This window comes from Nitrosopumilus adriaticus (genome assembly GCF_000956175.1).
In the GTDB taxonomy this organism is placed as follows: domain Archaea; phylum Thermoproteota; class Nitrososphaeria; order Nitrososphaerales; family Nitrosopumilaceae; genus Nitrosopumilus; species Nitrosopumilus adriaticus.
This window is the reverse complement of the sequence record NZ_CP011070.1, coordinates 946863-960097: the sequence shown is the minus strand read 5'-3', so window position 1 is coordinate 960097 and position 13235 is coordinate 946863. Positions and strand designations below refer to the sequence as shown.

At 33.9% G+C, this 13235-nt stretch carries 21 protein-coding genes; 12 read left to right on the top strand and 9 right to left on the bottom strand.

Going from position 1 to position 13235, the window contains the following annotated elements:
- Window positions 1-18: 18 nt before the first annotated feature.
- Window positions 19-1296 (top strand): peptide chain release factor aRF-1, encoded by a 1278-nt coding sequence (gene prf1, locus NADRNF5_RS05560; RefSeq protein ID WP_048116138.1) that lies wholly within the window; start codon window positions 19-21, stop codon window positions 1294-1296.
- Here the strand turns inward: prf1 and NADRNF5_RS05555 are convergent.
- Window positions 1293-1700 (bottom strand): HIT domain-containing protein, encoded by a 408-nt coding sequence (locus NADRNF5_RS05555; RefSeq protein ID WP_048116137.1) that lies wholly within the window; start codon window positions 1698-1700, stop codon window positions 1293-1295. The two genes, prf1 and NADRNF5_RS05555, sit on opposite strands and share 4 nt — an antisense overlap.
- Before the next feature lie 79 nt (window positions 1701-1779).
- Between NADRNF5_RS05555 and NADRNF5_RS05550 the strand changes: the two genes are divergently transcribed.
- On the top strand, window positions 1780-2376 hold the full coding sequence (locus NADRNF5_RS05550; protein WP_048116136.1) for a hypothetical protein: 597 nt from the start codon (window positions 1780-1782) through the stop codon (window positions 2374-2376).
- On the opposite strand, the gene NADRNF5_RS05545 is transcribed toward NADRNF5_RS05550, so the two are convergent.
- A complete protein-coding gene (locus NADRNF5_RS05545) occupies window positions 2369-2578 on the bottom strand; it encodes a hypothetical protein (RefSeq protein WP_048119165.1) in 210 nt (69 codons plus the stop codon). The genes NADRNF5_RS05550 and NADRNF5_RS05545 overlap by 8 nt on opposite strands.
- 98 nt (window positions 2579-2676) lie before the next feature.
- Between NADRNF5_RS05545 and ilvD the strand changes: the two genes are divergently transcribed.
- Window positions 2677-4350: a dihydroxy-acid dehydratase gene (gene ilvD, locus NADRNF5_RS05540; protein ID WP_048116135.1), complete on the top strand. Its 1674-nt coding sequence runs from the start codon at window positions 2677-2679 to the stop codon at window positions 4348-4350.
- A gap of 155 nt (window positions 4351-4505) precedes the next feature.
- Here ilvD and NADRNF5_RS05535 read toward each other — a convergent pair whose 3' ends face one another.
- Together NADRNF5_RS05535 and NADRNF5_RS05530 are read right to left on the bottom strand one after the other, a co-directional pair.
- The gene (locus tag NADRNF5_RS05535; protein ID WP_048116134.1) at window positions 4506-4703 is read right to left on the bottom strand and encodes a hypothetical protein; all 198 of its coding nucleotides are present in this window, start codon (window positions 4701-4703) and stop codon (window positions 4506-4508) included.
- A gap of 80 nt (window positions 4704-4783) precedes the next feature.
- Window positions 4784-6472, bottom strand: coding sequence for a helicase C-terminal domain-containing protein (locus NADRNF5_RS05530; RefSeq protein ID WP_237089207.1), 1689 nt, complete (start codon window positions 6470-6472; stop codon window positions 4784-4786).
- An 89-nt stretch (window positions 6473-6561) separates the two neighbouring features.
- Here NADRNF5_RS05530 and NADRNF5_RS05525 point away from each other — a divergent pair, with 89 nt between their 5' ends.
- The 3 genes from NADRNF5_RS05525 to NADRNF5_RS05515 all read left to right on the top strand — a co-directional run bounded on the left by NADRNF5_RS05525 (window position 6562) and on the right by NADRNF5_RS05515 (window position 7459).
- Window positions 6562-6879, top strand: coding sequence for a GIY-YIG nuclease family protein (locus NADRNF5_RS05525; protein ID WP_048116133.1), 318 nt, complete (start codon window positions 6562-6564; stop codon window positions 6877-6879).
- A 93-nt stretch (window positions 6880-6972) separates the two neighbouring features.
- Window positions 6973-7137 carry a hypothetical protein gene (locus NADRNF5_RS11340; protein WP_048119159.1) on the top strand — a complete coding sequence of 55 codons (165 nt, stop codon included), beginning with the start codon at window positions 6973-6975 and terminating at the stop codon, window positions 7135-7137.
- A 55-nt stretch (window positions 7138-7192) separates the two neighbouring features.
- Complete coding sequence (locus NADRNF5_RS05515; RefSeq protein WP_048116132.1) at window positions 7193-7459, top strand: hypothetical protein; 267 nt, start codon at window positions 7193-7195, stop codon at window positions 7457-7459.
- A gap of 43 nt (window positions 7460-7502) precedes the next feature.
- Here NADRNF5_RS05515 and NADRNF5_RS05510 read toward each other — a convergent pair whose 3' ends face one another.
- From NADRNF5_RS05510 to NADRNF5_RS11140, 3 genes are all read right to left on the bottom strand, one after another.
- Window positions 7503-8036, bottom strand: a complete 534-nt coding sequence (locus NADRNF5_RS05510; RefSeq protein ID WP_048116131.1) for a hypothetical protein — start codon at window positions 8034-8036, stop codon at window positions 7503-7505.
- Between the two features lie 67 nt (window positions 8037-8103).
- Entirely contained in the window at window positions 8104-8310 is a 207-nt protein-coding gene (locus NADRNF5_RS05505; RefSeq protein ID WP_237089206.1) for a hypothetical protein, read from the bottom strand.
- 589 nt (window positions 8311-8899) lie between these two features.
- Window positions 8900-9040 carry a hypothetical protein gene (locus tag NADRNF5_RS11140; RefSeq protein ID WP_160289392.1) on the bottom strand — a complete coding sequence of 47 codons (141 nt, stop codon included), beginning with the start codon at window positions 9038-9040 and terminating at the stop codon, window positions 8900-8902.
- 115 nt (window positions 9041-9155) lie between these two features.
- On the opposite strand from NADRNF5_RS11140, the gene NADRNF5_RS11780 reads away from it, so the two are divergent.
- The gene (locus NADRNF5_RS11780; RefSeq protein ID WP_257719689.1) at window positions 9156-9284 is read left to right on the top strand and encodes a hypothetical protein; all 129 of its coding nucleotides are present in this window, start codon (window positions 9156-9158) and stop codon (window positions 9282-9284) included.
- 265 nt (window positions 9285-9549) lie between these two features.
- On the opposite strand, the gene NADRNF5_RS05500 is transcribed toward NADRNF5_RS11780, so the two are convergent.
- Together NADRNF5_RS05500 and NADRNF5_RS05495 are read right to left on the bottom strand one after the other, a co-directional pair.
- The gene (locus NADRNF5_RS05500) at window positions 9550-10440 is read right to left on the bottom strand and encodes a matrixin family metalloprotease (RefSeq protein WP_237089205.1); all 891 of its coding nucleotides are present in this window, start codon (window positions 10438-10440) and stop codon (window positions 9550-9552) included.
- Window positions 10441-10661: 221 nt separating this feature from the next.
- A complete protein-coding gene (locus NADRNF5_RS05495) occupies window positions 10662-10916 on the bottom strand; it encodes a hypothetical protein (protein ID WP_048116129.1) in 255 nt (84 codons plus the stop codon).
- 47 nt (window positions 10917-10963) lie between these two features.
- Here NADRNF5_RS05495 and NADRNF5_RS05490 point away from each other — a divergent pair, with 47 nt between their 5' ends.
- The 5 genes from NADRNF5_RS05490 (at window position 10964) to NADRNF5_RS05475 (ending at window position 13136) form a co-directional block, all read left to right on the top strand.
- Entirely contained in the window at window positions 10964-11182 is a 219-nt protein-coding gene (locus NADRNF5_RS05490) for a hypothetical protein (RefSeq protein ID WP_237089204.1), read from the top strand.
- Between the two features lie 41 nt (window positions 11183-11223).
- Window positions 11224-11814 carry a hypothetical protein gene (locus NADRNF5_RS05485; protein ID WP_048116128.1) on the top strand — a complete coding sequence of 197 codons (591 nt, stop codon included), beginning with the start codon at window positions 11224-11226 and terminating at the stop codon, window positions 11812-11814.
- 197 nt (window positions 11815-12011) lie between these two features.
- Window positions 12012-12191, top strand: coding sequence for a hypothetical protein (locus tag NADRNF5_RS11580; RefSeq protein WP_237089203.1), 180 nt, complete (start codon window positions 12012-12014; stop codon window positions 12189-12191).
- Window positions 12192-12319: 128 nt separating this feature from the next.
- Entirely contained in the window at window positions 12320-12469 is a 150-nt protein-coding gene (locus NADRNF5_RS11335; RefSeq protein ID WP_192828293.1) for a hypothetical protein, read from the top strand.
- 433 nt (window positions 12470-12902) lie between these two features.
- The gene (locus NADRNF5_RS05475; protein WP_048116127.1) at window positions 12903-13136 is read left to right on the top strand and encodes a hypothetical protein; all 234 of its coding nucleotides are present in this window, start codon (window positions 12903-12905) and stop codon (window positions 13134-13136) included.
- Window positions 13137-13235: the final 99 nt, after the last annotated feature.

Here is a 13235-nt window from a genome sequence, read left to right as displayed (position 1 = left end):
GATCTGGAGTAACCACAAATGAAGAAAATAGATGTAGAAAAACAAGATTCAGTTAAACTCTATAAAATTAGAAAGACATTAGAAGAATTATCAAAAAAATCCGGGCGAGGAACTGAACTAATTACAGTGTACATTCCAAAAGGAAAACAACTTCATGAAATTATTGGCTCTCTTCAACAAGAGCAAGGAACAGCAGATAACATCAAATCAGATCTTACAAGATCACATGTTGTTGATTCCTTGGGTAAAGTTGTACAGAGATTAAAAATGTACAAAAAAACACCAGATAGAGGCCTGGTTGTTTTTTGTGGTGCACTGCCACCGGAAGGCGGAGGTCCATTGGGAAGCGAGGTTGTAACTGTCTGGGAGATTGAACCGCCAAAAGATCTAAATCAGTATCTGTATAGATGCGATGACCATTTTCATGTAGATATTCTAAAAGACATGCTAAAAGATGACAATCTCATCGGATTTTTAGCAATTGATGCAAAGGATGCAGGATGGGGATTGTTACACGGAGACAAAATTGAAGTTTTATCTCAAACAGGTTCTGGTGTTGCAGGAAAACACAGACAAGGCGGACAATCAGCAAAAAGATTTCAGAAACTCAGAGAGATGGAATTAACATATTATTTTAACAGAATTGCTGAAACCACCAGGGAGTATTTTATTGATATTTATCCAATCAAAGGACTGGTAATTTCAGGACCAGGCCCAACCAAAGAGGATTTCATTAATGGAAATTATCTTGAATACAGATTACAAAATATGATAATCAATACAATTGACGCATCTTATTCAGGAGGAGAAGGAATTAGAGAAGCTTTTGCAAAATCATCTGATATTTTAGGGGACTTTAGGATGGTTGAGGAGAAAAAACTTGTAGAAGATTTGTTTAGAGAAATAAATACAAATTCAGGAAAAGGATCATATGGGTTGCAAGAAGTAATCGAATTTTTAAAAAATAATGTTGTTAAAGTTTTGCTCATCACCGACAATACGAATTTGCACAGAGTGGAAGGAAAATGTAAAAGATGTAAACACTTTCGAGAAGAATTTGTTGAAAGACCTGAAGTCATTCCTAAAAAAACAGAATATGCAAACAATCCTTGTCCAGAATGCAAATCCATGGAAGTAGAAGTAAATGAACAAGACATTGTGGATTATTTGGAATTGTTAGCCGCAAAGACAGGTTCTCAATTAGAGGTAATTTCTGGTAGTGCAGAACACGGAAACATGCTTGCAAGTTTGGGAAAAATTGGCGCTATTTTGAGATATAATCCAGGTCACGGCTAAACAATAAAACTGCGAATATTTTTTGAGAGTTCAACGAGTTCATCATCATTTGAAATTTGCCGTTTAGTCCATACGCTTCCCTTGCTGTTATATCTTGGAATTATGTGTATATGGACATGGGGAATAATTTGTTTTGCAGCTCTTCCATTATTTTGACCAAGACTAAATGCATCAGCTCCTGTTGCCTTTAAAATTGCATTAGCAATTTTGGGTACAAGTGAGAAAATTTTTCCCACATCCTCAGAATCCATATCTGTGATCCTTTCATGATGCTCTCGTGGTATAATCAGGCTATGGCCTACATCGATTGGATATTTGTCTAAAAATGAAATGTGAGATTTGTCTTCATAGAGTAGGTGGCCATCTCTTTTCCCATCCAAAATTTCACAAAAAATACAACCCATATTGATCAGCGTTTTCTGATTTTATTTATTGTTTTTATCGAATGGTTAATTAGGGTAAATTTCAAACGCAGAGCATCCTATGGGTCGAAAAGAAAGAAGAGAGCGTGAACAAAAACGTGATAATTACGCCACTAGACATTCAGCAGAAAAAAGAAAACAAACCCTCATTGCAGTAGGGGTTTTAGCTGTAATTGCAGTAATTGTAGGATATGCAGGATGGATATTTATCAACATGACAGATAATGTACCTGGCGGACCAGAAAACGCAGGCGCATTAGGAAGTGAACACGCACACGCAGGAATTCTTGTTTCAATTTTCGGCGACGAATTTGATTTTTCAGCACCAGCTTATCAAATCAAATCAAGTTGGATTCATTTTGAAGGAAGGGACGGGACAACTATCCACAAACACGCAACAGGTGTTACTCTAGGATATCTCTTTGAAACATTATCTCTTGGCCTAGATGATCAATGCTTTGTTTTCCAAGATGGCAGAAGTTTCTGTACAAATGAGGACTACAAACTTTCATTTTATGTAAACGGAGAGCAGTTACCAGATATTAGAGAACTTGAAATCCAAGAAGACGATAAAATCCTAATTGTGTATGGTGGCGAAACTCCAGAAGAAATAGATGCACTATTGTTAAAATTAGAAAACAGAGATCTAATCAAGTAGATTTTTCAGATTCTTCTTTTGTTGTAAATTGAGCCATTTTATCAAAGAACATGTAATATCCACATTTTGTACAGCGCAGAACGGTCAGTTCAGTTGTAAGGAACTCTTTGTCTTCAAATCTCCCACTTAGTTTTACATTTTCTCCAGCAATTGTTGCTTTGTTACTTTTACAAACAGGGCATTCAAGAGCTTTTTGTTCCATATTTTTCTCAATTCCGATTACCATTTAAACTCAGTGAAAATTTTTCAATTAATAATCTCAATAAAGTCTAAATTATAGCAATTTAGGATTTACATATCATGGAAATTTCCAGCAAAAATGTTGTCGAAGGCACATCTCGTGCGCCACAAAGAGCAATGTACAAAGCTATGGGATTAAACGATGATGATTTATCTAAACAATTTATCGGTGTTTGTCATACAGGAAACGAAGCAACCCCTTGCAACATTCATCTTCCAAAATTAGCTCTCAAGGCTAAAGAAGGAGTATCTGATGCTGGTGCAACACCAAGAGAATTTTCAACTATTGCAGTAAGTGACGGAATTGCAATGGGCCATGAAGGAATGAAATCATCACTAGTTTCTCGCGAAGTCATTGCAGACTCTATCGAATTAATGGTGAGAGCGCACCAATATGATGCACTTGTAGGCATTGCTGGATGTGACAAAAGTTTACCAGGCACCATGATGGCAATGGCCAGACTGAATGTGCCATCAGTATTTGTTTATGGAGGAACCATAATGCCAGGAATGCTTGATGGTCAAGAGCTTACAATAGTTGATGTGTATGAAGCAGTAGGAGCATATGATTCCGGACAATTATCATTAGAGTCGTTAAAAAATATCGAAAACACAGCATGTCCAAATTCAGGCTCTTGTGGAGGAATGTTTACGGCAAACACAATGGCCTCAATATCAGAAGCCATAGGTCTTGCATTGCCAGGAAGCGCTAGTCCGCCAGCAGAAGATGATAGACGTGACAAGATGGTATATGATACAGGAGTCGCATGTGCAAAATTGCTAGAGATGAATATCAGACCAAAAGAAATTTTGAGTTTTGAAGCATTTGAAAATGCAATCACCATGCTAAATTCTGTCGGAGGATCAACAAATGGAATTTTACATTTACTTGCACTTGCAAACGAAGTTAACATTGATTTGACATATGACGATTTTGAAAGAATAAGAAAGAAAACACCACATTTAGCAGATATGAAACCAGGTGGGAATTACGTTATGAATTCTCTAGATAAAATTGGAGGCATTCCTTTTGTATTGAAAAAACTTCTTGACAAAGGATTGTTAAATGAAAACTGTATTACAGTAACTGGAAAAACAATCAAAGAGAATCTCAATTCATTTAAGATGCCAGAAGTAGAACAGCACATAGTAAGGTCTGTTGAAAATCCCATTCATCAAGTTGGTACTGCAGTAATTCTCAAAGGAAGTCTTGCACCAGATGGAGCAGTAATCAAAACTGCAGGAGTAGAGATGACCAAATTTACAGGTAAAGCACGTGTTTTTGATAGAGAAGAATATGCCTTTGATGCAGTTTCCAAAGGAGAGATAGATGAAGGACATGTTGTAGTAATCAGATATGAAGGTCCAAAAGGTGGCCCAGGAATGAGAGAGATGTTAGCTACAACTGCAGCATTGGTAGGGCAAGGATTAGGCAAAAAAGTCGCAATGGTAACTGATGGAAGGTTTTCAGGAGGAACACGTGGATTCATGGTAGGACATGTTGCACCAGAAGCATATGTTGGCGGTCCAATAGCTCTAGTAAAAAACGATGATGAAATCACAATAGATACGGAAACCAACATTATTGATCTTCACGTCTCAGAAGAAGAGATGGAGAATAGGAGAAAACAATGGTCAAAACCAACACCAAACTACACCCATGGGGCACTAGCAAAGTATGCTACACTTGTAGGCTCTGCAGCTCAAGGAGCTATAACTACTGCAAACCCATAGATGAACAATTTGTCCACAAGCTTTATAGATCGCGATCATTAATTGTACTTAGAGATAACAGGAAAGAAAAATAACATTATGCTATAAAATTACTGTTGTCTACTACAGGTTATTTTTTGTAATTATTATACACGATTATTTTTTGAGAATAACTATCATTCTAAACCTTTTTCTAATTTTATTTTTCTAATTACATCTTGAACTAATTCTTCATCTTTAACAACTAAATCCTGTAGTTTTTTCTTGTATTCTTCATCACCCCATTTTTTCAGTTGAAACATTTCTTTTACTAACTTTACAATTTCAGATTTATTTCGCTGATGGTCACGTTTTGCAATATCAGCATCTTCCATGAGTAATCTCAAAGAATAACAAATTTAAGAATATTGTAAAAGATAATCAAATTTCATGTATATGGTATTTTCAGACTTGCCTAGTACTGATTTTCAATTCCCAAGACATCATAGTATGCCTTTGGAATCATTTGTTGTCCTTTGAAAAGTACATTGTTTACTGCAGTATCCAAGACATATGTTTTTGCCCAGTCATCATCACTTCTAATAGAACGGCCAAACCCTTGCAAAATCTTAGTCAGTGTTTGAGCAGTATACCATAAGGGAAATTTATTCATCTTTGCCCGTGTTCTCTTTTCAGTGTAATTAGGATATGGAACTTTTGCAATTATTTGAAATCTTGACAGGTCATCTTTAAGATCAACACCCTCCCAAAGTGATGAAGATAATAAAACCCCAGAAGGATCTGACGCATGTTCGGTAATTACATCATCTTGTGATTTTCCGTCCTTGTTTTTACTATGACATATTCTAATTCTCGATGCATTTTTTGGAGAAAGATTCTGAAGAATTTTTTGGCATCTAGGAATGGAGGATGTTAAGATCAACCCTCTTTCATTTGAATGCTCATCTAAAATTCTGTCAATAGTTTTGATTACTTCAAGTTCATCCTCTTTAGTAGAGCCATAACTTAATCTTCGAATGTTTAGCAGATCAATTGTCCTATTTTCAATTGGGAAGGGGGATTTTTCAGTATCAACAAATGCAACATCGTCTTTTTTCAACCCCATATTTTCACAAAAACTTGATTTGTCAATTGTGGCAGACATGAATAATTGATATTCAGTTTCAAAAAATTCGTTAGCAAATTTCGAAACATCTATTGGCCTTACAGAAATTGTTCTGAAATTTCCATTAAAATCCTTAACAGGATCATTTACAACAAAATTTTCTTTATCTGTCATTATGTCTATTTTTGCTTGGGCGGAACGATTATACCTCCTCTCAAGTCCGCTGATCAACTCATAGTCAGGCTCTTTTTGAAATGCAGAACTTTCTTTGATATCTTTAATTTTTTTTGCATAAGAATATGCCATATCATCAGTTAATTTTATCACAGAGTCTAAATCCGTGAAATCATACTTTTCAGAATTCAGATTACATTCATCCACTTGACCACTGAAAATATCAAATCCTACAAACTGAATAATTTGATCCTCAATTTTATGGGCTTCATCAAAGACAGTCACCTTCCTATCCAGATAATCTTCAAATAGTTTTTTGTTAAATTTCATAATTGTAAAAAATGCGTGGTAATTCCAAAGAGAGTGGTTAGATGTCAATGCATCATATTTTTGAAGATAATAGTGACATGATTGGGAATCCTGAGTTTTGTCCTCCACTTGCTTGATTGTTGGCTTGAATTTACAAACCTCAATCACCTCTTTGCCGTTTTTACTGATTCTCTCTTGACATACACCCTTATCACATGTTAGGCCCCATCGCATTGCCCGTCTATCATTTTCAACTTTTTCTGAATCCATCAATTTCAGACATGGAAAATTTTGTTTTCCTTTAACAGGTTTTAAAAACGGAATATCTTTGATATATTGATCTTGTAGATGCTTCGATGCAGTCACTGTAAAAGAGCTATCAAAATAACTTGAAACAGTAGCTCCTACAAGTGATTTTCCAACACCTGTTGGTGCACACAGTATGATTTTTTTATAACCTGATTTTAGATTCTCTTCAATTTTGGAAATTATCTCCTTTTGAATTTGACGAGGAGTGAATTGAGTAGGAAATTTTTCTAAAAGGGACAGGATCAAATCTAATTTTTCTCAATATTAAAAGCATGAAGGTTCTAGTGATATCATAGAGCAATCTAGTTTAATATCTAGTACAACTAACTCATATTATGGAATTACTAGATGACAAAATGAGAGTATGGCTTGAAAGTGCAAAATTTGTAAAACCAAATGCCGGAGTATATGTCCTATACAATAGAAGCAAAGAGCCAATATACATTGGCCAGACAGACAATCTAGAGAAGACATTTACAAAATACGTAGATACTGATTTTGAAGGAAATGAATGCAAGCAGAAAACTCAATCATATCAAAGAGTATTTACAGAAAATCCAAAAGAATTCCAAATGAAATTAATTGAGGATTTCAAAAATGAGACAGGTAATTTCCCATCATGCAATTCTGAGATTCAAATAGAAACACCATAAAATAATTTTCAATTATCTCAAAATCACAAAAAATAGTCATCTACGAGTAACAATTAGAGTAAATTATTAATTTAAGATCAATGTAATATGAGGATGCACCAGTGTTATTACTGTGAACAATTATTTGAATCAAAAGAGCAGCTTTACGAACACGTAGAAATTCATTCAGATATAGAGCGGAACAAGGAAATCATGGATAGAAAGAAAAAGGCTGAAGAAAGAGACCCAGTCAAGCCTAAAGTAAAAAAAGTAGAGTAAAGGTCAGAATTAATCCAATTCAGGAGCAGATATAATAATTTTAAATAAATTCAGTATGGACTGGGTTGAAAGAATATTACAAAAATCATGCGACAGAACACTGACAAAAAGAGAAGTTCTCCACAGTTTATTTCACATGATTGAAGTTAATGAGAATACATTGAACCACATTCAAAAAGAAACAAGAGATTTCGGTCCAGAACTTGAAGAATTAAAACAAACAGAAATCAGAGACTTGGATTTTCATTTAAAATATTATAGAAGTCTAGTCAATTACATCAATTCCATTCCTGAAAATAAAATTATTGAGAAACAATCTTAAAAATATACTATCCAAATAACAGGGATACACACAGAGAATTTAGTTATCTTAATTTTTGAAATACTGAATCATATTCGGATTGCTTCACAGTATTCTCTCCAAACTCTGTTGCAGAATCATATTCTTCACGACGTTTTTCTAAAAGGTTCTCTAACTCTTCAACTTTGTCTGCAATCATTCTTCCTGAATCTTCTTTTGCAAATTGTTTTTGCTGATCTTCATTTTGCCCCCTAGTTGGAAATCGTTTACCATAAAAGGAATTTTGTAATGCATTTAGATTTTCACGTTTTACCAATTCAGCTAGATCAAAATGACCCTGTTCATGTTTTAATAGACTATCAGTGTCTTGGGAAATCCTAAACCAAGACAGATGTGGAAAGAATTCTACAGAAAGATGAATGTTTTCAATTATAAAAAAAATATCGTTGTCTATTTTTTCAGAATTTACCGTCCATGTGAATCGATATTTTATTACACTGTGGGAATCCTCAAATGCTGCAGGATTAGATTCAGCTTTAAAATCAGACCTCTGAAGAAATATGTCCTTTGTCCAAACTATAACTTCGTTTTCACTCATAATATGATACATTTATCGGAGGATAAAATTATTGAGATTTTGACAAATTATACAAAATTCATTAGAATCACATTCGTTTCCCATCTCGTCCACTGAATTTTCCAAATGGTTGCGATGTATCAAATCCAAGCCAATCATAGTCACTATTCTCCAAAGATTTGTGGAATTTTTGATGTTCAATTAATTCTGAATCTCCCCAATTTCCGGCATGAAGAAACTCACAGGCATCATATTTGTGATTGATTTTGACTCCTTTGCACTTGATTATCAACAAATAGTAGATTAGCTCTCATTACTGAAATATTTATTGTAAAAGAAAAATGTTTGACGGCAAACGAATTCTAGGGGTATGGTCGGTTAAGGCAAACGTAGGAATACCGTCAAACGGATGACTCAATATACAATATGGACAGGAGACTAAAAGAAACTGTGTGTGCAGTTTGAACATCCTAAAATCAGGCTCAATTTACCAAAAAATTGGAATTGGATCATTTTTTCAACCCATTTTGATCAAAATTCAAGACATGTTTTATTTTAAGAATTTTTGAACAGTCAAATCAATAGAAATAATGAAAGCAAGATGATTGCTTGTTTGAAACCCAACCGTAACTCCCAAAGAGTCGATGCAAAAGGATTTCAAACATGCTTGCTTTCATCTTCTAAACTGAGGAATTTAGGTAAGCGACATTTAACATGAATTTACTAAAAAACATCTAATTTGTAGTAGATTAAAAATAGGCATTAAATCAAGATATAATTAGAGTTCAGACCCTAAGGAAAGAATTTTCCAACTAAAATTAAAAACACCACAAGCAAACCAAGAGCAGTGATTCTAATCAGTATTGATTTTAACATTTCAGAATCTAATTGTGTTCATATTCAGCATGATCACATTTTGGGCAATAGTATTCAGTTGGAATATTTTGGGTTTCATTTCCTCGCCTTTTGGCCTTTAGAGATGTTGTTTTCATATCAACATCACATTTTTTACAAATTCTAGTCATGAGTTTTCTGCAACAATTACTCACTTATTCGTTTTAAAGTTTAGAATTTGTTGTGTCATTACCACTAGCCATTTTATGAGAATTACTTGATATATCATATTTGAAAAAGCAATTCATGGTTATGAAACTTGACGATAAAAAAACTCTGTTTGCAGGGTTACTAATCACACTTGGAATTACAATTCTAGGCGGATTTATTCTAACTACATTTCTACTTCCTGAATGCAAGGATGTGATTTGTTAATCCTGAAAGAATCCTATGTAAAGGAGATATGGGGTATAGATTGGGCTTGTTTGAGATTAATTACAAACAATCAGTAACATAATACAATATCATAGTATCAATAGACAACTTCGTGGTGGCTATACAGAGGAGTTTATCCTTATGCCACCAATCAACGTTTTAATTTTAGAAGAAATTGTCTTAATCTGTGAATACTAGATTTTACATAACAATGGGAATCTCAGTTGCAGCTTTGGGAGTAGGATTTATTTTATTATTTGGCTAATTATTCTAAAATTTCAAAGTTAGGATTACATCCCAATTGATTTACAATTGCATTAACCTTGTCAATTAGAATATTTTGTTTGTGGATAATTTGATTTATTTGCTCAGTTTTGTCTTTTAGATTCTCAAATAATACAGTAGCATCGCGGTACTCATCTGATGACAAGGATTTATTCTCATAATGCTGATATTCTTTTAGAAGTTTATCATAAAGTAATTTTTCACCAGATAGTTTTTTCTCCAGCGATTCAATTTCTGCCTTCATTTGTTTTTGATCCTCCAGTAAAAATTCCTGACCAATATACAATTCATCAAATCTTTGAGGAATTGTATACCCCATATCGTCAAATGATTCTTGCGGGGATTCAAAAGAATACATCAAGTGTCCAGTCTCATCTGTGTGTCCTAGTTTTAATGCATGGCCAATTTCATGCATTAAAATATTGGCAACCATATTCTCATCGTTCTGAATAAAATTATCATTACAATCAACAGATCCAACTGAAATATTCAATACACAGTGACTCAGCATTCCAAATAATACTGAATTACATGTTGCTAGTCCAGTATGGGTAGGAGAAGAATATTCTTGCCATTTAATCTCAATGTTAGAGTTTTCTGATAGAACAAATTTCAACTGAGGATTGTTTGATTCCCAAGTGGCAATTGCCTTATCCAATGCATTTAATGGGATTTCCTTGTCTGGGATTTCCGGCACACTCTCGTATGAATAATAAATTATTTGTTCTTCTTGTGAAAGTAAAACATTTGAAATTTGTTGGATGTTTTCAACTGAAGGCGTTAGTTTGACAGAATTTTTTTCAGTACCAAACGGCAACATATCAGAATGCCAGGCATATCCAATTATGCCAATAATTACAAAAATCACCATGATTCCTTTCAATATCTAGGCAAGAACCACATCAGTACCTAAGACTTTCTATTAAAAAATCAGTAAATTCCCAGATGGAATCTTTTGATGGTATGAATCAATTTTTACATACTTTTTTTATTTTAAAGATAAAATCAGATTCAAGGCATTGCCATAGATAAGCTGGGATGTTGGTAATCCGATACGACATTGATTACCAAGTCATCTGTGGCCAAAAGATTTCAATTTGGATGTGAATTAGACAGATAGTTTTCAAGCTCATCTTTTGAATATAATCCCGTGTTGATATTTGCTAATTTGGAGACATCTCCAAATGCAGGACATAGATTGTCTATGCAGAAAAGATCCTGACAATTTGGACATTGAATTACTACATGACTTCCCCAGTCACATTCGATTTCATCAATTAGTTCAAAGGAGACTACATCATTACAAGTACATCGCAATTTATTTTTGAACTTACCAACTAGATTCATCTAAAACCCTTTAAAAATTTCAAATATAATTTATTAATAATCAATTAATGGTAAAATTTGTAATGACCGAATGCCCAACATGCAAGCTTTTGATGGAATCTCATTCTACATCAGAATTAATGGAATGCTGCATGAAACAAGTGGGGGATGAATTTGAAGAAGAGCATACAGGAAAATGCCCAAATTGCAAACACGATATAAAAAAACATAACGACAAGGAACTTGCAGAATGTACTATTGAATACCTCAAATCAGGAATTAACTAGAATAAGATAGGAATAAACATTAGAAAAATGAAAAAATTGCAATGGATCAGACCACAAGGAAACTCATAGATGAATTCTCCCCAATGTGGACTAACAAGCAAATATGGGAATTTGAACAAATTCATGAGGATTTGAGATTTGATATGGCATATGTCAAACCGGGAGAGTATGATGAACAATCATGGAAATCAAAATTAGCATTTACTGATTCAGAAATCAGAGATACAACAGTTAGATCTTTTGATAATTTGATAGACGGAAACGAATTATGGATAGCTGAGAAAGGCCAAAACAAACTGGATAATGAGCACATACCATACCTCATGGCGGTAATGGCAGACATTATGATTGAGGAGGAAATTTGCCTTAATTTCAGAGTCGATGAAGGCTTTTTGATAGTGTCGATTGATTCGAATGCAGATGTGATTGACTGCAAAGAGTTCTTTGAGGGATTTTATCATTTAGCGACAGGTTTCAATTATGACACAGATACCGGAATTCCAGATGACGAAACAGAAGCTGAAATCTATCTAACGCGATTACAAGAAGAATTTGATGAAAAAATGAAAGATCGACTAGGGGACAAATACTTGCCAGGAAATAATGATCCGGACACCATCAACACCAAATGACTACTAAAATACTAGAAAATATCGGGAGAAATATTGTCTGAGAGAAGGCCATTTAGAAGATTCAAGAAAGAGCCTTCGTTGACAACTGAGCAAAAAATTGAACAGTTTATTTTAAGAAATTCAAAAACGGTTACTTTACCAAAGTCTCAACAATTAATTACAAATTTGAAATTTCAGAAGATACAGCTTGGAATATTGTGGGTCAGTTACTATCAAGTGGGTCACTAGAATCAATTCATGATGAATATACAGGTGAAATGAAATTATGTGAAACTGGAAAAACATACATGATTATGGATTTAGAAAATAAACGAAAAAGAGAAAAATTCAATGCAGGAAAAAAGAAAAAGCCCACATCAAAAAAGAAGTCAAAATAGCCCATCTAACAACAAAACTCTTAATTTAATTCAGCATAGCACTAGAATGACAATGGATAATGATGAAAATCTTCCAGCACAGTGTCATCCAATTGTAAAACCAAAAAAGAAGAAAACGGAGATTAAAAATGAAACAGTGTAAACTATGTGGGACGCCTCTTGGAAAAGAACCCACCACCGAAGAATTAGATAATCATTGGAAGAAACATCATAATTGGCATTGGGAAGCCAACAAAGAAAAAACACCCGAAGATGCATTATTAAAAAAACGAAATTAATGACGTCTTGGAATAGTGATCGTTTATAGCATGCCTAGACCACTATACGAAGTCGTCAATAATAGATAGGATTCAAGATATAAAAGAAATTTGAGCAGGTTTGCAAACATGTGTTTAATTAAAATCAAAAAACAAAACTAATTTTCAGAAACCAAGTAGAGGGATTTATCAATTTTGAAAACAGTTTACCAACATGAGAGGTCGGTTATTTTGAGAGAGGATTTTGCAGAGTACACAAATTGCCCAACATGCAATCAAGCCTTAATTTTTTGTGATTGTAATTGCCCTTTTTGTGGAAAGCGTGAAGAATGTGAATGTGAGATAAGATCACTTTAACTCACACCTAATCTTATTTTTTAAAAATTAATTTTAAACTAAAAACTATGAAAAAATTTACTCTGATTCTGTAATAGTTACTATTACAGAATGGGACATGTCAGTGATAGAGGCATATGATATCAAGGCACGAAAAAAGGTGTCAATGAAAAACCCACAGCCATATCTGATGAAGAATGGATCATGGGCACTAAAAGGAACTAGCGCTGAGACTGGAATTAATTTATTCAAGATTGTGGGAAGAGAAAAACCAACAATAGGCCAGTCAAAGTACGAGGCATTCAAAAATTTGTTTACAAGCAGACAATGTGAATGCGAAAAAATGTGCTAGTTGAATTTTTTTTAATTATTCTAGTGGATGAATCAAAGCATAATCCAGATTTTTTGGCCAGATGATTGTCCAAAATAGAAATTCGAAAGCATTAATTTG